A 16,642-nucleotide genomic window follows, 5' to 3' on the forward strand; every position below is an offset into this window, starting at 1 on the left:
GAACGGGGCCGCCCCCGAAGCCGATGGCCGCGTCTCCGAAACGAACGGGGACGCTCCCGAAGCCGATGGCCGTGCCCTCGAAACACCACACAGGATGAGGAAATGAAGTCATACGGCAGGGGTGAATCGAAAGAATGAAATGCCAACATTCGCGAGAATTGGAGGACCCCGAGATTCAACAGTTTCCCGATTCGGGAATCGGGATCCGTAATTCATTGGGTTCCGCAAATAGGAAAAGGGATGTATGCTGGCAGCTGATCGCCAGTTCCGGGAAGCCGGACAGATCACTCGGTCCACAAATGAGTCGGGCCCCACGCCTCTGTTGCACGAGATCGTGGGGCCCCCGGTTCCGGACCTGGGATGGGCTCGGCCGTGGCATCGGCCGGGCCCATCGTTGCTGCTAGTTCAGCTGCCAGAGCTTGTACACCCAGTACGCGGCCTGGCTGGCACGCGCGATCAGGATGCATATCTGGACGGCTGACTGCCGCTTGGTCCGGTCCGGCTTGGTTCCCTCGTCGGGGTTCCTGCCGGACACCGAATCACCTCCTCCCGGTAGACCAGCTGAAATCCACCGGAATTCTTGGAGGGGTGTCTCGACAGTAGCAGAATCACGCCTACTGAAAAGCGACTCACTGAATGCGGCACTCATGCGACGCGGCTAATAGCGAGAGCTGTCCGGCGGTGCCGAGGCGTGGGTAATAGCTGGCTCGCGCTCCGGGCAAGTCTCGGCGTGGTTCCGGTTACGGTCTCGGCGCCGATCCAGTGATCTTGGTTAGATTCCGAGCGAGGAGGGCCGGGTCGGCCCGGCGCTCCGATCGGCCACGGCGTTGGTCATGGGGTGCTGTCGATCCAGACCGTATGGTGCCCGGTGTTGAGCACGTACCAGATGCAGCCGCCGGCGGTCATCTCGATCTGCTGGTGGACGAGCCACTCGCCCCGGTGGACGCCGCAAGCCAGACTGCCCTGAGTCGGCGGTGGCGCTCGGTGCGGATGGCCGGGACCAGTATGGTCCGCATCACGAGCCAGGAAGATCCGCAGGGGATGTACCGCTGATCGGCCCTATTTGCGTACTGCTTCCCTCGTGCGGCACCGCGCACGAACTCACGTGCTCAACCATCCGTTCGAACAGTCCCTTGCCATCTGTCAGGTGTCACACCTGTGCGGCCGAGCCCGCTCGGGCCGGACGGCGGGCGTCGGTGACCAGCTCGGTGCCGGCTGGCAACGGCTTCGGCACCAGGGAGGCAAGGGCGGCCTCCAGTCAGCGATGGTGACCGGGCAGGACCCGGACGACGCCGTCACTTCCGGCCGACTGCCTCAGTTGTTGGTTCTCGACCTCGAGGACATGAACGATCCGCGCGAGTTGCTGGGTCTTGGTGCGGAGGAAGTCGCGTTCAGCCCGCACCCGGACCAGGTCGTCCTTCTGCTCTTTACTCGTCTCCCGTTGTTTATCGGTGAAGGGCTGCGGCGGAGACTGTCGGGCCTTGACCAGGGCATAGAACAGGTCCTTCAGTCCGGTGTGCTTGTGGGTGAGCTTGTTGTCTGACCGCGATCGAACAGGCGGTGGAGATCTGGCGTCGGCTGGCCGGTGGCAACCCGGTCGCATTCGAGCCTGACCTCGCCGGGGCGCTGACCAACCTCTACCGCCTCCTGCCGGAGGTGGGCCGTAGGGGCGACGCCCTGACCGCCGGCGAACAGGCGGTGGAGATCCGGCGTCGGCTGGCCGCCGACAACCCTGCCACGTACGAGCCCGACCTCGCCCTCTTACTGAACAGCCACGGTCTTCACCTGTGGGGCTTGGGTCGGCGAGGGGAGGCCCTGACCGCCGCCGAAGAGGCGATAGAGGTCTACCGTCGGCCGGCGACAGTCAACCCGGCCGCCTATGAGTTCTACCTCGCCGGGTCGCTGACCGCTTGGGCATTGGTGCGTTACGAGGCGCGACAGGACCTGGCCGGGGCACTGCGGGCGACGGGGGAAGCGGTCGAGATCTTCGGCAGACTTGTGGCAGCTGCACCCGAGCAGTTCCTTTCCCCGCTCCGTGATGTGCTGGACTTGCAGGCGGACCTGCTCACCAGCATCGGACGTCCACAAGAGGCGAGAGCCATCCGGGCCTGGCTCGCTGCGCCCCATCCAGCTCGCAGAGATCATTAGCTCTACGAGCGGTAAAACCAACTCGAAGGGGCTCCGCTGCTGGGCCGCGATCAGCGTGCACGAGTTCAACCAGCAGTGGACAGTCAGGAACCGTCGCGGACATGTACGCGACGCATCGCGGCAGTTCAGAGCCCAACGACACATACCGGCAGTTGGTAAACCGGACGGCCCGGTCGCGACCAAGCCGTACACACTGCTCCGCAAGGCCCTCGAGAGGAACTCCAAGGCCGCGGGGGCGAAATTCGCGTGGCATGGCCGCGAACGCCTCGGCCTGCTCCGCATCAAGGACAACGTGATCGTCCTCCACGCGATGCGCTGGCCAGACGAGATCCACTCCCCCGAGACCCTGGCCCCGCCAGCCGTCGACATCCCCGATGGCGAGATCGACGAGGCCTCGCCCTGATGGACGCCCTCGCAACCGACACCATTCCCGAAGACATCGCGGTCGACCGGTACACGGAGGCGGTCTCCGACCTCATCACCGCGAAGCAGAAGGGGAAGCCGCGCCAGCCGGGGCGTTGTCGATCTGATGGCCGCTCTCCACGAGTCCGTGCAGAAGGCGAAGGCTAGCCTTGGCGAGAGCACCGGAGACGCGACCGTGCACGACATGCCGAAGAAGAAGGCCACGGCGCGAAAGCCGAAGCGGTCGGCCTAACCGAGTGTGATCTCCGGCTCCTCGCAGCCTGATCCGCCAGTGGTTGCGAGGAACCTGCCGCGAGCGGGGGGCCTACTTGCTGTGGTCGATCACGTTGCCGTTAGAGCAGTTGTTGACGTGGTCGCCCACCCAATCGCCGAGCACCGGCACGACAGCCACCTCCTGGAGGCAGACGGCCGCGGCGGTGAAGTTCCAGTTGTTCGCGGCGTTGACTCCGCCGCCGAAATTGGAGTCGTTGTCCGCGACTGCGGGCGTGGCGAGGCTGGCAGCGGCGAGGGCGAGGGCAGCGATGCTGATCATCTTCTTCATGCCCGGAAAACGATCATGAGAGCTGGAGGGTGCGCACCGGAATCCCTAGTCGGCCATCCGGCAGATCTCTAGTCGAGTACGCCCAGCTCCGTGTCCGCCCGGCAGTGCGTGCAGGCCGGCACGCACTCCGTGAGCGCGCGCAGTGCCTGGTCCCGGCTCACGCCCTGGGATCGCTTCCCGGCCATGTGGCAGCACCCGACATGGGCGTACACGGGGGCGCGCCCGTTGAGGGCCCATCTCGATCAGCAAGTCCGGCTCCGGCGGGTGCGCTGCAGCGCCCCGGGCGCGTTCCGCTTCGCGTCGTTCCTCGTCGGCGATCCACCGGCGGGTCCGCAGGTCGCCGACCTGGACGCGCTCCAGGAAGCGCAGCGAATCGAGACGTGTAAGCGGAGGGGTATCGTTCACACGTTCGATCATGCGTCTCTGATCTGCGACGATCGATCCCTCGTAGGGGCGTACCGAGCGCTTCATATGTTCACCGGTCCCCCATCAGGAGATGGAGCAGCGTCACCAGGCCGATGCCGACCATGAGGGCGGTGCCGAGCGGCGGGTGCTCGAAGGCGGCATAGGCTGCGACCCCGCCAGCAATGAGGAGCAGTACCATCCGCTGATCTCTCTGATGGTTCACGACTGGGCCCCTGTTCGCGTCTGCCTTGCCATAAGCCGCGACTCGTCATATCGGCGAGATAGCGCTCGGTGGCCTTGATGGCCAGCAGTTTCCAGGGCAGCGGCATCCGTACGCCCTCCCGGACTTGCAGTCCGCGCACTCTCACGTGCGACCTTCGCGACCTGCGGCGCAGCGTAAATTGCCCTTAAAGTGCCGAAATCGCCATCTACACGGTTGTGTAAGAGTGAAGTCATTCGACTGCGCAGGTCACAGCCTCAAGGCACCTTTCTTGCGGCCACGCGATCCAGCGGAAATCGAACCTGGGTCTCAGACGGTGAGACGGGAATCTCGACTCGCCATCCCTGGGCGCCGGTAAGCACAAAAGGCCCGTCGTCCCAAGAAGGGACGGCTGGCCTCACGAGTAGAACTCCACGAACCGGCTCAACGGCACAGCACGAAACACCGCACCCCGTTCGGCTCCAGGTCGTACCAAAGCCCGCTCCCCCACCCCTCCAGCAACTCGGCCGCTTCCTCGCCCGTGATGCCGATATGCCGCCGCGCCGACAGGCGCTCCGCGAGTGACGTCGTCACCACCCACACCCCGCCCGGCGCCAGCAGCCGGCGCACCCGCGCGGCGGCCGCCTCTTTGTCCCCCATGAACCCGAACACCAGCCGCATCGTCACCACATCGAACCCGCCGCGCGGCAGCACGGTCACGGCCTCGTCGTCCTCAAAGTCCAGGCGCTGAACGGTCAGGCCGGGCAGCACGCCCTCGTACCGGTCGCGGACGGCGGAGACTGAGGAGGTTGCCCAGTCGGTGGCCAGGGTGCGGCAGCCGAGCCGTGCGAGTTCGGCGGCGTACCCGCCCAGCCCGCACCCGACGTCCAACACCCGCGCGCCCACGGGCGGCGCCACTTGCTCAGCGAACATGCGCATCTCCCCTGCCGTGACGCCGCGGAAGCCATCTCCGGCGGCGAAATGCTCCTCCCAGTACTCGCGGTCGGAGCCCTTCATCGGCGTTCCCCTTGCCCATAGGGCCGCAGCACCTGGTCGACACGCCGGACGACCGCGGCCACGCGGGCCGGGTCTGCCGGCGCCTGCCTGCCGCTCGCGGTGAGCGTCGACACCAGCCAGTCCGCGGCCAGCACGTGCACCGGCTCCTCAAACCCCTGCACCGGCACGGACAGGAAGTGGCCAGCGACCGTGGAGCCGTGCACGACGAGGAGCGCCAGCACCATCACGTCGGGCACGGTGAGCGCATCCTGGACGCGGCGCGCGTACCCGCTGACGGCGACGACCTGCTTGTGCCGGTCCTCGGGCCCGCAGTGCACGCGGCCCTGCACGAGCGTCGTGGTCCAGTTCCGCCGCCACGTCTTCGTGTCTCGGACGACGACCAGCCGACCATGCGGGGCGACCAGCACGTGGTCCAGGTTCGCGCCCGACCTGGGTAACGCCAGGTCGTGCCGTATCCCCCAGCCCACAGCTGCGAGCGGGCGCAGCAGCCGGGCGGTGGCCTCCTCCTCCGCTGCCCCGTGCGCCCACAACGCCGCCTGAGCGTCCGCGCGCCGCGCCTGCGGATTCATCCCCGCCCACGCCGTGACACGCCGCCACACCCCGCGTCGGACGTGCGCACGCATCGCAGTAGCCTGACGAGCAGCCGAGTTCGGGTACGCAGTCACAGGCCAGCCTCCATGTGGCAGGAGCAACTGCACTGCGCGTCACAGAACTTGCAGCGGCCCGGCCGCTTCTCGCCCTGGTATCCGGTCATCGACTGGCAGTAGGCGTGCTCGCCGTGTAGGCAGCCCGTGGACAGGTACTCGTGCGCCTGCCTCTGGCCTGTGCCCGCGGGCTGCCGGAGCCGCCGGTACGACCACGTCAGCAGACCCGCAGCGAGGACCGTGCCCACGGCGACGACCGCGAACAGGGCGCCCATGAACCGGGACTCCCGGTCCCAGACGGCGGGGATGAGGATGACGGCGAGGATGCCGATCAACCAGAGTCCGATGAGCCACCCGTGGTTCTTGACGTTCTTCATCAGCAGAGTCCTCTCAGAGGTGCGGGAGCGGGGCGCATCGAGGCTGCCCACCCGCACGCGCACCCGAACGGGACCCGCAGGCACAGCAGTTCGCCCGCCCGTTCTGGGCTCGGGCCGTCCCAGGCAGTAGTTACTTGCTGATATGGGTGCGACCTGCGGAAACTCAGCACTTCTATCAGCTCGCGGGCCGGTAATCGCGGTTCGCGTCCGGCGAGACGACTACGTCCTCGAGCGACCGCCTCGCGCTGCGCATCCACGACGGCGCGTTCTCCGCGATGGACCTCACCGCCCGCCACCCGCGCACCGGGGAGCTGCTGTCCACCGTGAAGTTCATGGTGCAGACCCTCGCCGCCACCGGCGAACTCCACGCGACCTCCAACGCGAGCTGACCTACGACGGACTGCGCGCCGCCGAGGCCAAGGGCAGCAAGGGCGGACGCCGTCCCGCCGTGGCGGCCGCGAAGACCGAACCCGTCCGCACCGCGTACCTCGAGGGCCGGCCTATCGCCGCCCTCGCGCGCGACCACGGCGTCAGCCGCGGCGCGATTCGCACCGCCGTCGCCGATCTCCTGCCCGAGCACACGGCCGGCGACCCGGGCGTCCCGGCCCCGGAGCTGACGGTCGTCCTCGACATGCCGGCAAGGTCGCCGACTTCCTCCGCTCGGCCGAGCTGGAGCCCGCCGAGCGCGCCGCGCTCGACCAGGGCGTCACCGTGCGGCGCGGCCAGGGCTACACACCCTGCGCGTCAGCGCCGTGCACCGAGGGCTCCTCGTCTGCTGCCAGCCGCTCGACGGCGTCCAGGGCACCCTCGCGGTTCCGGCCCAGCGCAAGGCCCGCCGCGAGTACGAGAACCGGGTCAGAGTCCTCATCCCGACCAGACCATGATCCGGGTCAGCGGCTACCGCTAATTTCCGTTCGGGTACTCCCCGAGCGCCGCCCTCTGCCGCACACGGCGCCGAGCCGAGGCATCGCTACCAGGTATTCGTCAGCGGGACCAAGCCGGACCTGGCAAAGACACTGGCCTCCCACGCCGATTCTGGAGGTCCGATGCGCCCGCAGTTCATGGATGCCCGGCAGACCGCCGAGTACCTCAACATGTCCGTCACGTGGGTCTACCGTGACGCCCCTCGGCTGGGGCTGGCCGCCCACAAATTCGGTGCAGGCCGGAACGCGAAGTTGCAGTTCAAGGTCTCTGAGGTAGATGCGTGGGCTCGGCAGCAGCGCATGGACTGATTCGGCGGCTCCGGAGGTTCGCACTTCCGGGGCCGCCGCGCCGGCTTCAGCCAGCGAGGTCGTGCAAGCCTCGGTCGAGGAGCCTCGCCGCCCGCCCGATCGAAGCTGGCATCAGGTGCCGGCAAATCCGGAACGTGACCTCGATGCTCTTGTGCCCCATCCACTCGGCGACATCCGTGATGGGGATGTTGTGCGCCAGGCAGTTCGCCGCGAAGAAGTGCCGGTACCCGTAGATCGTCAGGCCCTCGGGCATGTCCACGTCCTTGCCGGCCAGCTTCCGATGCCAGATGGCGTTGATCGTGCTGTGGTTCATGTGCTTCGCGCGGGTTCCTTGGAGGACATAGCCGTCGCCGGTGGTTCCGTGCTGCTCGACGAAGCGCTCGATCGATTCTCGGATGCTTCGGGGCAGCGGGACTTCGCGGAAGTCCCCAGGCTTCCTGTGCTTGAGCGTCTCGAGCTTCTTCGTCCGGTAGTGGACCTGCTCTGTGACTCGGTAGACGTCGTCAGCCACGATGTTGTTCACGTTCAGGGCCAGCGCCTCTCCGTTGCGCAGGCCGCAGCCGGCCATCATATCCACGAACATCGAGAAGCGGTCGTGAGCGGCAGCCGTCTTGATCCCGACGATCTGTTCCTGGGTAGGCACGACGGCCCGCTCGGCCTCGTACCGTGGCGCGTCGACGTCTTGCAACGGGTGGCCGCTGATGGCCCCCTTTCGGTGGGCATCGAGCAGCAGCGTCTTGAGGAGTACGTAGACCTTGAACTGGGTGGGGTCTGGCGTTCCGAGGCGATCCATGGTCGTGAGGAAGTTCTCCACCACCATCGGGCTGAAAGTCTCCACACGCCGTGATCCGAGCTCCGGGATGAGATGGTTCCGCGCGAGGTGCTCGTACTCGTACGTCGTGCCGTACGAGAGTCGCCGCTGTCGGCCCATGTAGTCGCCGACGAAGTCCTCGAACCGCATCTGCCCGTAGTGGCGTATGAGTTCGGCCTTGGACGCGGGTGTGCTGGACTTCCGCGCGTACAGCTCGACGAGCCGCTCCTTGGCGGCGTCCTGCGTGCGGAAGCCAGACTCTTCGCGCTGCTTGCCGCTCGCGTCGCGGTACCGGATGAAGTAGGGGTGCGGGCATCGTGTGGGCTGGCTGCAGCTGCACGGCTTGGCGAAGGTTCCCATGCCACGGGCGAGCTGCTTGGGGATGGAAGGCAATGTACTGACCTCGGGCTCTTGCTGACCTTTTGCTGACTCAGCGCCCGTGATTTTGCTCCTGATCTCCGGCCGCACCAAACGGCAGCGTCGGCCGGCTGCGGCGAGACGGCGTGGCCGACGGCGGGCCATCGACTCCGGCAGCCTGTGCGTGAGCAGGGGATTTCCTGGGAACGGGTCAGGATCATGACAGAAACCCTGAACACCGCCACCCGTCCTGCTCACCCACTACGCCAGCTCTTAGCCGCCTCCGTCGGTAACGCCGTCGAGTGGTTCGACTGGTTCTCCTATACGGGCACGCTGGCAGCATACGCTCCTGCCCCGGACCAGCAACCTTCCAGGTCAGAGCACATTCTCGCCTGATGCCTCAACTGCAGGTGTCGCCGGGTTCGACCACCTCTGGCAGTCTCGATGCTGAGTGCTTGCTGACTTTCATGATGGTCCGTCAGCTCAGTGAGTGGGCTTTGGCGCGAGGAGAGCCGCGGTGACCCCAGAGACGGGCCTGCACCCGCGCGCCACCTTCGACGTGCGTGATCGCCGCAACCTCGGCGCCTTACCCTTCGCACCCCTTCGTGCACGAGCAGCATGAGCGGTACCTCTCAGGAGAAGTCGAACTGGCCTTGCTGGAGCTCCATGAAACCGGTCGTATGGGCGCTGGCCGCCGCTACAGTCGTCTCGGCTCAGGCTTTGCTGATCGGCTCCGGCGGGTCGATCGTGCAGCAGGGCGGCGAGGGTCAGGTTCATGGAGCCGCCAGCTCCGGCCACCGGGCCGAGGAGGTTGACGCTGGCGGAGCGCCGCGGGTGACGGCGGGGCGCCTGTATCCCCGGCCCGTACATTCCGCTGACCGCAGCTCCACGAGCGAGAGCAAAGGCGGGGTCCATGACGTGCGCGTGCCTTCCGCCCGCTTCGACGAGACCACTGCCGCTTCGGTCGCCGTCATGTTCCAGGCCCTGGTCGCACCTCTCACGGCTGCGTATCCTCACCACACTTCGGCACGAGCCTCACGGTGTCGGCCCCCTCGCCGACACCGTCAGCATGGAACACTCCGCCATCTCCCACCAACTCCACCTGCTGCGGCGCCCTCGACCTGGTCACCGGCCACCGCATCATCTACCGGTTCTACGACGTCCACGGCGCCCAACTCCTCGTCCAGGCCGTCCACCACATCGAGCACCTACTCAAAAACGGCAGTCGTCACCACGCCCGCCCATGGTTGAGGGCGCAGCAGGCGTCGCCTCCTCTTCGGCCCGGCTGCCCGGTCCTGCTGTGAGAGGTTCCTGTTCAGGGGGCGGCGCGGGCATCACGAACCGGTGTGTGACGTGATCCCGAAGGTGGAGTGGTCTGGCAGTCGTACCGCCAGCAGATGTTTCGGTGGCCGGTGGCCCTGGCACAGGCCCGTGAGCAGCCAGTCGGCCAGCTCTTCGGTCTGTGCCGGTTCAGTGAGCGGGCCGAAGGCCACGGCACTGCCGAGGGGCTTGCGATCCCTTGTGCAGGGCTGAACGACAAGGCGGATTCCCGGCCGTGGTACCCAGTTTCTTGCGTGGTGCGGGCAGTGCAGGGTCCGTGCCAGGCAGCCCCCGCGGATCAACAGGCCGTAGGTGGACCCCCTCACCGCGCTGCGAAGAGGGTTGACGACAGCGTCGTCGGCCAGGCCGCAGCCGTTCTCCGCCTGGCAGAGGACGACCGTGAATCCTTCGAGTGCCGGCTGCTTTCCGAGGCGCTTCCTCTTGTTCATGCGAAGGCCGTTCCTGTCAGAGACCGGGCGTCGAGATCGGTCACGGAAGCATCGACGAGCCCTTGCCCGTGATGCCTTGGTGCAGGGCGTGGCGTGGGGTGCTACTTGCTGCCGGACGAGTAGGGCAGTAGGGCCATCTCGCGGGCGTTCTTGATGGCGCGGGCCAGTTGGCGTTGTTGCTGGGCGCTGATTCGGGTCACGCGGCGGCTTCGGATCTTGCCGCGGTCGGAGATGAACTTCCGTAGCAGATCGGTGTCTTTGTAGTCGATGTAGGTGATGCCCGCTTGGTCCAGGGGGTTGGGGCGGGGCTTGAGGTGCGTGCTGCGGGTGGTGTCGCGGCGGGGGGACATGAGGGTCAGACCTCCAGGAGGGTGTCGAAGGCGGAGTGCAGGTGCTTCCAGGTGGCGTGTCCGGCCGCGTACTCGTGGTCGTTCAACAGGCAGGAGTCCAGGGTGTGTTGGAGTCCGTCGCGGTCGAGTCCGGGTGAGGTGAAGACCAGGTGCTGGCAGCGGTCGCCGTGTTCGGGGTGCCAGTCGAGCGCGGCGGCGGCACGGCGTACGGGTGGGACGAGGTCCCAGGCGGCGTCGGGCAGCGAGGCGAGCCAGGGCCCTGCGTTCTCGACGCACAGCGCGCCGCCCGCGGCGTCCCAGGCGAGCAGCGAGTCAGGCCGGTCGGCGAGCCAGAAACGTCCGCGGCTGCGGGCGGCGGCGCAGGTGAGGTCTTCCAGGGCCGCGTAGAGCCGCTGCGGGTGGAAGGGGCGATGTGCACGCCAGACGTACGTGGTCACGCCTGCCTCGTCCGCTTCTTGCGGTAGGAGCGCGCAGGCCGGGTGCTGGGCGGCGGCGGCCGCCTCGACGTCGAATCCGGCGAAGGCGGCCTCCGTCAAGTGGCCGTCGATCAGGCGCACTTGGTGAGCGGTGGGGTGCAACTGAGTGAGTAGCGCCCGGTCTTCGGCGTCGGACTCCGGGCTGTCGGCGACGGCGAGAACGGAGGCGTATTCCAGTTGGCGCGCGAACGTGTCGGCGATCGTGCGCTGATCGGCCGGGGCTGCGGCCAGCCCTGCCTCGGCCAGGTCGTCACCGTTTCCCAGGCAGGGCAGCAGCAGGGCCGGGTCGACGGCGGTGATCACGCTGCTGACCTCGAATCCGCCGCCTGCGACCACCTCGGCCATGGCCTTGGGCTCGACGGAGTCCCATAGTTCCACGATCGCGAGGCGGGTCAGGCCCGCGTCGGCCAGGCGCTCCAGTTCGAGCAGCAGGTCCTCGCGCAGGGCGCAGCAGGCGCAGTCGTTGACCAGCGGTGCCTCGCCCGAGCTCAGCACGCCGGTGGTGTCGCGCAGGGTGCGAACAACCGTGCCCTGTACGGCGGTTGAGAGATTGTGATGGAGGGCGACACTGTCGGGTGTGGTGGCGAGGAGTTGCTCCACGGTGGCGCGGCGGGCCTCGGCGTGCAGGCCCGCGACGAGCGCGATGCGCAGTTCCATCAGCGGGCTCCGGGCCGGCCGTAGCGCCGCTCGAAGCGCTCCACGCGGCCGGCGGTGTCCATGACGCGCGCGGTTCCCGTGTAGAAGGGGTGGCTCGCGCTGGAGATCTCGACGTCGATCACGGGGTAGGTGTGTCCGTCCTCCCACTCGACGGTCTTGTCGCTGGTGGCGGTCGAGCGGGTGAGGAAGGCGAAGTTCGCGGCGCGGTCGCGGAAGACGACGGGGCCGTAGGAGGGGTGGATGCCCTGCTTCATCGTTCAGCGTTCCTCTCGGAAGTCGACGTGCCGTCCAGCCACCGGGTCGTACTTGCGCAAGGTCAGCCGGTCCGGGTCGTTGCGGCGGTTCTTGCGGGTCACGTACGTGTAGCCGGTTCCCTCGGTGGAGCGGAGTTTGATGACGGGGCGTAGTTCGTTGCGTGCCATGTGCGCTACGCTATATGAAAATGGTTCCCATCTTCAAGACGATGATTCGGCGCATCCACAGAGAGGCACGTCACCTTGTCCGCGCACTGCATGTTGACCGGGCGTGAACCCGGCTTTGGCAAGAACATCTCCCACTCCCACCGGCGCACTTCACGCCGTTTCGACCCGAACATCCAGCGCAAGCGCTACTGGCTGGCCAGCGAGGGGAGGCATGTCCGCCTCACGCTCAGCGCCTCGGCGATCAAGACCATCGACTCCATCGGGGTCGAGGCCGCCGTGGCCCGCATCCGGGCGCGCGGGGTGAAGGTCTGATGGCGAAGAAGAGCAAGATCGCCGCGAATGAGCGGCGCCGTACGGTGGTCGCGCGGTACGCCGCGCGCCGTTCCGAACTCAAGGAGATCATCCGACGCCCCTCCTCGACGGAGGGTGAACGCCGCGAAGCACAGAGGGAGTTGGAGCGTCAGCCCCGCGACGCCTCGGCGACCCGGGTGCGTAACCGTGACAGCGTGGACGGCCGCCCGCGCGGTTACGTGGGTGCCTTCGGTCTGTCGAGGGTGAACCTGCGGGTGCAGGCGCATGCCGGGTTCCTGCCGGGAGTGCGCAAGTCCTCCTGGTAGCCGCGCAGAAGCAGCTCGTCCCCGCGCCTCGAATGGATCCGAGGCGCGGGGACGAGCTGCGTGCGATCAGGGCAGTCGGACGAGGTTGAGGCGGTACTCCTCGACCTGAGGCAAGCGCTGGGCCGCCAGGCCGTCCAGCAATTGCTGGTATGCGGCGGGCAGTTCCTCGTACATCTTGGCGGGTGGGGTGCTGAGGGTGTGTGAGGCGAGCACGCGTGTGTCGGGGAACCACTGGGCGAGTTGGTCCGGGCCGGTGCAGGCCCAGCGCATGCGGGCGTCGACCTTGCCGAGTGCGTCGTGGTGGCCCTGGGCGGCGATGAAGGCGGGTCCGGCGGTGTCCAAGGCCAGCAGGGCTCCGGGGAAGTGGTCGGCGAGCAGGCCGATGGTGTGCCGGGCGCCTGCCTCGTCGAGGAACGGCAGGACGGCTTCGGCAGCGAAGAAGTACGGGCCCGTGCCCTGGGCGGTCACGACGTCGGGCCAGGCCGTCTCGGTGACCGATGTGGCGATCGTCGTACGGCGTGGGGTGTCGGAGAAGAAAGCGCGGCGCAGGGCGGCCACGTAGGGCAGGTCGAGGTCGAACCAGCGGGCGCGGCCGTTGTCGAGACGCTCGTAGCGGGTGTTGAGCCCGGCGCCGAGTTCCACGATGGTGCCGGCCGGGTAGGCGGTGAGGAAGTCCGTCACCCAGCGGTCGAACAAGGCGGTGCGCAGGACCGCGCCGGTGAGGCTGGGCAGGCCGTCGAAGCGTGTGAAGTCGTAGTCGAGCGAGGCGACGAGTTCCGCGGCGCGGGCGTCGCCCAGGACGCTGTCCCTTCTGCCCGCGTCCACGGCGCGGCCATAGAGGGGGATCAACAGGGTCTCCTGGACGCTGCCCAGCTGTATGCCGGGGCCGTGCTCTGCCGCTGTCATCTCTGCCTCCCTTGCAGGGGGTTCGGACCGGGCCGGGCGGCGCCGTGACTGCCGGAGTTCGCCGCCCGACCCGGAGTCTTCAGAGGGGCGCCAGGTATTCGGAGTGCTCGTGTAGGCAGGTGTCGTCGATGCCGTAGGCGTCCCAGGCGGGGAACGGATCGACTGGAGACGGGCTCTCGCCCGGAGCCATGAGACAGGCGTCCAGGGCTGTATGCAGGGCGTTTTGGTTCAAGTCCGTGCCGATGAAGACCAGTTCCTGGGCGTCGTCCGCCCCGGTGTCGCGGGCGGCGGAGGGTTCGAAGCGGGCGACGGCGCCGGCCTGGGACCACAGGCCCGTCACGTTCGGGCGGCTGGCCAGCGTGAAGAACCCTTTGGAGCGCAGGATCTGGCCGAACGCGCCGCTGTCGAGCTGCTGCGTGACGAAGGTCCACAACCGCTCCGGTTGGAAGGGGTGCGGGGAGCGGAAGAGGGTGGAGGAGATGCCGTACTCCTCGGTCTCCGGGACGTGGTCGCCGTTGAGTTCGCGTACCCAGCCCGGGGCCTGCTGGGCGCGGTCGAGGTCGAAGAGGCGGGTGCCGAGGACGTCGGCGGTGCGCACCTTGCCGTGGACGGCGGGGACGATGCGGGCGGCGGGGTTGAGGCGGGCGAGCGTCGCCCGGAGCCGGTCGGCCGCCGCGTCGTCGACGAGGTCGAGTTTGTTGACGACGATGACGTCGGCGAACTCGATCTGGTCCATGAGCAGGTCGCTGACGGTGCGCTCGTCGTCCTCGTACTGGTCGAGTCCGCGCTCGGTGAGTTCGTCGCCGCTTCGCAGCTCGGGCAGGAAGTTGGCCGCGTCGACGACGGTGACCATGGTGTCCAGGCGGGCCAGGTCGCCGAGGGTCGCGCCGTCGTCGCGGGCGAACTCGAAGGTGGCGGCCACCGGCATGGGCTCGGAGATGCCGGACGACTCGACGAGGAGGTAGTCGAAGCGGCCCTCGCGGGCCAGCCGGTCGACCTCTTCGAGCAGGTCGTCGCGCAGGGTGCAGCAGATGCACCCGTTGGTCAGCTCCACGAGGCGTTCCTCTGTGCGGGACAGGGCCGCGTCGCCGCCGCGCACGAGGGCGGCGTCGATGTTGACCTCGCTCATGTCGTTGACGATGACGGCGACGCGAAGGCCCTCGCGGTTGCCGAGGACGTGGTTGAGCAGGGTGGTCTTGCCGGCTCCGAGGAAGCCGGACAGGACGGTGACAGGAAGTCGGTCGTCGGCCACGGGAGGTCAGCCCTCCGGGCGCAGCAGCCCGCGCTCGTACGCCTTCACGAGCCGCTGGGGGACGAGGTAGGAGACGCCGTCGACGGTGATCGGGGCGAGCCGGGGCGTGGTCGCCTTCCACTGGGCGCGGCGGTGGCGGGTGTTGCTGCGGGACATCTTCCGCTTGGGGACGGCCATCAGGGGCTCCTGGCTCTGTGGTGGGGACGGGGTGTCACGGAGAACGCTATATGAAAATGGAACCCATTACCAAGTTGGGTCGCGTCAGGGATCGCCGTGCCCGGCTTCAGGCAGGTTGCGCAGCCACTGTTCTGACTCCCCAGCGCCGGGCGCGGAAGGTGCCGGCGAGGCGGCAGATCGCGTAGACGCCGAACGAGATGGTCGTCACGTACGGGCTGATCGGGATGGAGCTGCCGAGCGCCAGCAGGATGCCGCCCTCGATCGAGACCACCGCGAACACCACGCTGAGCAGCGGGAGCAGGACCGGTGACGCGGTGACGCGGGCGGCGGCCGCGGCGGGGGTGACGACGAGTGTAAGCACCAGCAGCGCGCCGACGACCTGTACCGACAGGGCCACCGCGAGCCCGAGCGCGATCATGAAGGCGAACGACAGTCCCTGTACCGGCACGCCCCTGGCCGCGGCGACGTCCGGGTCGGCGCTGGCGAAGGTCAGCGGTCGCCACAGCACCACCAGAGCGGCGAGCACCAGGGTGGACGTGCCGAGCAGCCAGGCCGTCTGCGGGGCGTCGACGGCGACGATCTGGCCGGTCAGCAGGCCGAACTTGTTCGCCGCGCGGCCCTTGTAGAGGGCGAGGAACAGCACGCCGAGTCCCAGGCCGAACGGCATGAGGATGCCGATGGCGGAGTTTCTGTCGCGGGCCCGTGTGCCCAGGATGCCGATCGCGCCCGCCGCGAGGAGCGAGCCCACGATCGAGCCCGCCACGATGTTCGTCCCGAGCAGCAGGGCGGCCGAGGCGCCGGCGAAGGAGAGTTCACTGATGCCGTGCACCGCGAAGGGCAGGTCGCGCATGATGACGAAGACCCCGGTCAGTCCGCCGATGAGGCCGAGGGCGGCGCCGGCGATGAGGGAGTTGCGGACCAGGGCGAGGAGCTCGCCGTAATGGTCGAAGGCGAAGATCTGGTGCCAGATCCCGTCGGCGAGCGTCATGGGAGTACTCCTTCCTGCTCGGGGGCGTGGTGGGGTGGGGTGCCCGGTTCGTCGGGTACACCGACGACCACGATGCGGCCGTGTACGCGGACGACGTCGACCTGGGTGCCGTAGAGCCGGGAAAGCGACTCGGAGGTGAGCACCTCGTCCGGCGTTCCGACACAGTGGCCGCCCGGAGCCAGGTACAGCACGCGGTCGACCAGGTCGAGGACGGGGTTGATCTCGTGGGTGACGAAGACCACCGCCGTGTCGTGGGAGCGGCGGCGGGCGTCGATCAGTTCGGTGACCGCCCGCTGGTGGTGCAGGTCGAGGGAGATCAGGGGCTCGTCACACAGCAGGATGCGCGGGTCGGTGGCCAGCGCCTGGCCGATGCGCACGCGTTGGCGTTCGCCGCCGGACAGCATGCCGAGCGGGACGTCGGCGTAGGCGGAGGCGCCGACCGCCTCCAGGATCTCATCCACCCGGCGACGGACGGCGCCCGTGCGCAGCCGTGGTCCGAAGCAGTGCCCGTCGATGCCGAAGCGGACCAGGTCGCGGGCGCGCAGCAGCGCCTGAGCGGACACCTCCGCCTGTTGCGGGACGTAGCCGATGTGCCGGGCGGCCTCGCGCGGGGCGCGGCCGAGCACGCTCAGCGTCCCGGCAGAGAGGGACTGCCGGCCCAACAGGGCGCGCACCAGGCTACTCTTGCCCGATCCGTTCGGCCCCAGTACCGCTATGAACTCGCCCGCCCTTACGTCGAGTTGGAGGTCTCGCCACACCGTGCGCGCGCCGTAGGACAGGGCCGCCCCGTGCAGGCCGATCACTGGGGCGGAGCCGGGGCCGGGCTGATCGGTCCTGTCCTGGCGGGCCCGGGGCACGGAGGCCACGGTCTGCT

The 16,642-nt window shown here is 68.2% G+C and carries 26 protein-coding genes and 1 pseudogene; 9 read left to right on the forward strand and 18 right to left on the reverse strand.

Annotation, left to right across the window (positions count from 1 at the left end; all coding sequences use genetic code 11):
- Nucleotides 1–400 precede the first annotated feature (400 nt).
- Entirely contained in the window at nt 401–535 is a 135-nt protein-coding gene (locus ABZ893_RS33810) for a hypothetical protein (RefSeq protein WP_281392946.1), read from the reverse strand.
- A 546-nt stretch (nt 536–1,081) separates the two neighbouring features.
- Between ABZ893_RS33810 and ABZ893_RS33815 the strand changes: the two genes are divergently transcribed.
- The 4 genes from ABZ893_RS33815 (at nt 1,082) to ABZ893_RS33830 (ending at nt 2,803) form a co-directional block, all read left to right on the forward strand.
- Nucleotides 1,082–1,543 (forward strand): hypothetical protein, encoded by a 462-nt coding sequence (locus ABZ893_RS33815; RefSeq protein ID WP_361411742.1) that lies wholly within the window; start codon nt 1,082–1,084, stop codon nt 1,541–1,543.
- Nucleotides 1,544–1,560: 17 nt separating this feature from the next.
- The gene (locus ABZ893_RS33820) at nt 1,561–2,148 is read left to right on the forward strand and encodes a hypothetical protein (RefSeq protein ID WP_361411744.1); all 588 of its coding nucleotides are present in this window, start codon (nt 1,561–1,563) and stop codon (nt 2,146–2,148) included.
- 55 nt (nt 2,149–2,203) lie between these two features.
- Nucleotides 2,204–2,551 (forward strand): Ku protein, encoded by a 348-nt coding sequence (locus ABZ893_RS33825; protein ID WP_361411746.1) that lies wholly within the window; start codon nt 2,204–2,206, stop codon nt 2,549–2,551.
- Nucleotides 2,552–2,677: 126 nt separating this feature from the next.
- A complete protein-coding gene (locus ABZ893_RS33830) occupies nt 2,678–2,803 on the forward strand; it encodes a hypothetical protein (protein ID WP_361411748.1) in 126 nt (41 codons plus the stop codon).
- A 72-nt stretch (nt 2,804–2,875) separates the two neighbouring features.
- Here the strand turns inward: ABZ893_RS33830 and ABZ893_RS33835 are convergent, their stop codons facing one another.
- From ABZ893_RS33835 to ABZ893_RS33860, 6 genes are all read right to left on the reverse strand, one after another.
- Nucleotides 2,876–3,112 (reverse strand): hypothetical protein, encoded by a 237-nt coding sequence (locus ABZ893_RS33835; RefSeq protein ID WP_361411750.1) that lies wholly within the window; start codon nt 3,110–3,112, stop codon nt 2,876–2,878.
- A gap of 68 nt (nt 3,113–3,180) precedes the next feature.
- A complete protein-coding gene (locus ABZ893_RS33840) occupies nt 3,181–3,297 on the reverse strand; it encodes a DUF6233 domain-containing protein (RefSeq protein ID WP_361411752.1) in 117 nt (38 codons plus the stop codon).
- A 290-nt stretch (nt 3,298–3,587) separates the two neighbouring features.
- Entirely contained in the window at nt 3,588–3,716 is a 129-nt protein-coding gene (locus ABZ893_RS33845; protein ID WP_361411754.1) for a hypothetical protein, read from the reverse strand.
- A gap of 444 nt (nt 3,717–4,160) precedes the next feature.
- Nucleotides 4,161–4,733 carry a class I SAM-dependent methyltransferase gene (locus tag ABZ893_RS33850; protein WP_361411756.1) on the reverse strand — a complete coding sequence of 191 codons (573 nt, stop codon included), beginning with the start codon at nt 4,731–4,733 and terminating at the stop codon, nt 4,161–4,163.
- Nucleotides 4,730–5,356, reverse strand: a complete 627-nt coding sequence (locus ABZ893_RS33855; RefSeq protein ID WP_361411758.1) for a nuclease-related domain-containing protein — start codon at nt 5,354–5,356, stop codon at nt 4,730–4,732. The genes ABZ893_RS33850 and ABZ893_RS33855 overlap by 4 nt, the downstream gene beginning before the upstream one ends.
- Before the next feature lie 38 nt (nt 5,357–5,394).
- Nucleotides 5,395–5,754, reverse strand: coding sequence for a hypothetical protein (locus ABZ893_RS33860; RefSeq protein ID WP_361411760.1), 360 nt, complete (start codon nt 5,752–5,754; stop codon nt 5,395–5,397).
- 752 nt (nt 5,755–6,506) lie between these two features.
- Here ABZ893_RS33860 and ABZ893_RS33865 point away from each other — a divergent pair.
- A complete protein-coding gene (locus tag ABZ893_RS33865; protein ID WP_361411762.1) occupies nt 6,507–6,638 on the forward strand; it encodes a hypothetical protein in 132 nt (43 codons plus the stop codon).
- Between the two features lie 162 nt (nt 6,639–6,800).
- Nucleotides 6,801–6,986 (forward strand): helix-turn-helix domain-containing protein, encoded by a 186-nt coding sequence (locus tag ABZ893_RS33870; RefSeq protein WP_361411764.1) that lies wholly within the window; start codon nt 6,801–6,803, stop codon nt 6,984–6,986.
- A 46-nt stretch (nt 6,987–7,032) separates the two neighbouring features.
- Here the strand turns inward: ABZ893_RS33870 and ABZ893_RS33875 are convergent, their stop codons facing one another.
- Nucleotides 7,033–8,190, reverse strand: coding sequence for a tyrosine-type recombinase/integrase (locus ABZ893_RS33875; RefSeq protein WP_361411766.1), 1,158 nt, complete (start codon nt 8,188–8,190; stop codon nt 7,033–7,035).
- An 882-nt stretch (nt 8,191–9,072) separates the two neighbouring features.
- Here ABZ893_RS33875 and ABZ893_RS33880 point away from each other — a divergent pair.
- A pseudogene (locus tag ABZ893_RS33880) lies at nt 9,073–9,458 on the forward strand (ArsR family transcriptional regulator).
- A gap of 30 nt (nt 9,459–9,488) precedes the next feature.
- Here the strand turns inward: ABZ893_RS33880 and ABZ893_RS33885 are convergent.
- The 5 genes from ABZ893_RS33885 to rpmG all read right to left on the reverse strand — a co-directional run bounded on the left by ABZ893_RS33885 (nt 9,489) and on the right by rpmG (nt 11,828).
- Nucleotides 9,489–9,923, reverse strand: a complete 435-nt coding sequence (locus ABZ893_RS33885) for a hypothetical protein (RefSeq protein ID WP_361411768.1) — start codon at nt 9,921–9,923, stop codon at nt 9,489–9,491.
- A gap of 101 nt (nt 9,924–10,024) precedes the next feature.
- Nucleotides 10,025–10,273 carry a 30S ribosomal protein S18 gene (rpsR, locus tag ABZ893_RS33890; protein WP_361411770.1) on the reverse strand — a complete coding sequence of 83 codons (249 nt, stop codon included), beginning with the start codon at nt 10,271–10,273 and terminating at the stop codon, nt 10,025–10,027.
- Between the two features lie 5 nt (nt 10,274–10,278).
- Complete coding sequence (locus ABZ893_RS33895) at nt 10,279–11,406, reverse strand: GTP-binding protein (protein ID WP_361411772.1); 1,128 nt, start codon at nt 11,404–11,406, stop codon at nt 10,279–10,281.
- On the reverse strand, nt 11,406–11,660 hold the full coding sequence (locus ABZ893_RS33900) for a type B 50S ribosomal protein L31 (protein WP_361411774.1): 255 nt from the start codon (nt 11,658–11,660) through the stop codon (nt 11,406–11,408). The genes ABZ893_RS33895 and ABZ893_RS33900 overlap by 1 nt, the downstream gene beginning before the upstream one ends.
- Nucleotides 11,661–11,663: 3 nt before the next feature.
- Nucleotides 11,664–11,828 (reverse strand): 50S ribosomal protein L33, encoded by a 165-nt coding sequence (rpmG, locus tag ABZ893_RS33905; RefSeq protein WP_361411776.1) that lies wholly within the window; start codon nt 11,826–11,828, stop codon nt 11,664–11,666.
- A gap of 75 nt (nt 11,829–11,903) precedes the next feature.
- Between rpmG and rpmB the strand changes: the two genes are divergently transcribed.
- Nucleotides 11,904–12,140 carry a 50S ribosomal protein L28 gene (gene rpmB, locus ABZ893_RS33910; protein WP_361411778.1) on the forward strand — a complete coding sequence of 79 codons (237 nt, stop codon included), beginning with the start codon at nt 11,904–11,906 and terminating at the stop codon, nt 12,138–12,140.
- On the forward strand, nt 12,140–12,445 hold the full coding sequence (rpsN, locus tag ABZ893_RS33915) for a 30S ribosomal protein S14 (protein ID WP_361411780.1): 306 nt from the start codon (nt 12,140–12,142) through the stop codon (nt 12,443–12,445). Before rpmB ends, rpsN begins: the two co-directional genes overlap by 1 nt.
- A 66-nt stretch (nt 12,446–12,511) precedes the next feature.
- On the opposite strand, the gene ABZ893_RS33920 is transcribed toward rpsN, so the two are convergent.
- The 5 genes from ABZ893_RS33920 to ABZ893_RS33940 form a co-directional block, all read right to left on the reverse strand.
- Nucleotides 12,512–13,351, reverse strand: coding sequence for a class I SAM-dependent methyltransferase (locus ABZ893_RS33920; protein ID WP_361411782.1), 840 nt, complete (start codon nt 13,349–13,351; stop codon nt 12,512–12,514).
- 79 nt (nt 13,352–13,430) lie between these two features.
- Nucleotides 13,431–14,603, reverse strand: a complete 1,173-nt coding sequence (locus tag ABZ893_RS33925) for a GTP-binding protein (RefSeq protein WP_361411784.1) — start codon at nt 14,601–14,603, stop codon at nt 13,431–13,433.
- Nucleotides 14,604–14,609: 6 nt separating this feature from the next.
- The gene (gene rpmF, locus ABZ893_RS33930; RefSeq protein ID WP_361411786.1) at nt 14,610–14,780 is read right to left on the reverse strand and encodes a 50S ribosomal protein L32; all 171 of its coding nucleotides are present in this window, start codon (nt 14,778–14,780) and stop codon (nt 14,610–14,612) included.
- A 106-nt stretch (nt 14,781–14,886) separates the two neighbouring features.
- Nucleotides 14,887–15,768: a metal ABC transporter permease gene (locus ABZ893_RS33935; RefSeq protein ID WP_361411788.1), complete on the reverse strand. Its 882-nt coding sequence runs from the start codon at nt 15,766–15,768 to the stop codon at nt 14,887–14,889.
- Complete coding sequence (locus tag ABZ893_RS33940; RefSeq protein WP_361411919.1) at nt 15,765–16,634, reverse strand: metal ABC transporter ATP-binding protein; 870 nt, start codon at nt 16,632–16,634, stop codon at nt 15,765–15,767. The genes ABZ893_RS33935 and ABZ893_RS33940 overlap by 4 nt, the downstream gene beginning before the upstream one ends.
- Between the last annotated feature and the right edge of the window lie 8 nt (nt 16,635–16,642).

The organism is Streptomyces sp. NPDC046821 (assembly GCF_040645335.1).
Lineage (GTDB): Bacteria > Actinomycetota > Actinomycetes > Streptomycetales > Streptomycetaceae > Streptomyces.

Excerpts from the sequence above, each read along its gene's own strand:
- ABZ893_RS33870 (WP_361411764.1), top strand. The coding sequence starts at position 6,801 with ATGCGCCCGCAGTTCATGGATGCCCGGCAGACCGCCGAGTACCTCAAC.
- rpmG (WP_361411776.1), bottom strand. The coding sequence starts at position 11,828 with ATGGCACGCAACGAACTACGCCCCGTCATCAAACTCCGCTCCACCGAG.
- rpsR (WP_361411770.1), bottom strand. The coding sequence starts at position 10,273 with ATGTCCCCCCGCCGCGACACCACCCGCAGCACGCACCTCAAGCCCCGC.
- ABZ893_RS33900 (WP_361411774.1), bottom strand. The coding sequence starts at position 11,660 with ATGAAGCAGGGCATCCACCCCTCCTACGGCCCCGTCGTCTTCCGCGAC.
- ABZ893_RS33840 (WP_361411752.1), bottom strand. The coding sequence starts at position 3,297 with ATGGCCGGGAAGCGATCCCAGGGCGTGAGCCGGGACCAGGCACTGCGC.
- ABZ893_RS33885 (WP_361411768.1), bottom strand. The coding sequence starts at position 9,923 with ATGAACAAGAGGAAGCGCCTCGGAAAGCAGCCGGCACTCGAAGGATTC.
- ABZ893_RS33845 (WP_361411754.1), bottom strand. The coding sequence starts at position 3,716 with ATGGTACTGCTCCTCATTGCTGGCGGGGTCGCAGCCTATGCCGCCTTC.
- ABZ893_RS33855 (WP_361411758.1), bottom strand. The coding sequence starts at position 5,356 with ATGCGTGCGCACGTCCGACGCGGGGTGTGGCGGCGTGTCACGGCGTGG.
- ABZ893_RS33935 (WP_361411788.1), bottom strand. The coding sequence starts at position 15,768 with ATGACGCTCGCCGACGGGATCTGGCACCAGATCTTCGCCTTCGACCAT.
- ABZ893_RS33895 (WP_361411772.1), bottom strand. The coding sequence starts at position 11,406 with ATGGAACTGCGCATCGCGCTCGTCGCGGGCCTGCACGCCGAGGCCCGC.
- ABZ893_RS33920 (WP_361411782.1), bottom strand. The coding sequence starts at position 13,351 with ATGACAGCGGCAGAGCACGGCCCCGGCATACAGCTGGGCAGCGTCCAG.
- ABZ893_RS33860 (WP_361411760.1), bottom strand. The coding sequence starts at position 5,754 with ATGAAGAACGTCAAGAACCACGGGTGGCTCATCGGACTCTGGTTGATC.
- ABZ893_RS33830 (WP_361411748.1), top strand. The coding sequence starts at position 2,678 with ATGGCCGCTCTCCACGAGTCCGTGCAGAAGGCGAAGGCTAGCCTTGGC.
- ABZ893_RS33835 (WP_361411750.1), bottom strand. The coding sequence starts at position 3,112 with ATGAAGAAGATGATCAGCATCGCTGCCCTCGCCCTCGCCGCTGCCAGC.
- rpsN (WP_361411780.1), top strand. The coding sequence starts at position 12,140 with ATGGCGAAGAAGAGCAAGATCGCCGCGAATGAGCGGCGCCGTACGGTG.
- ABZ893_RS33850 (WP_361411756.1), bottom strand. The coding sequence starts at position 4,733 with ATGAAGGGCTCCGACCGCGAGTACTGGGAGGAGCATTTCGCCGCCGGA.
- rpmF (WP_361411786.1), bottom strand. The coding sequence starts at position 14,780 with ATGGCCGTCCCCAAGCGGAAGATGTCCCGCAGCAACACCCGCCACCGC.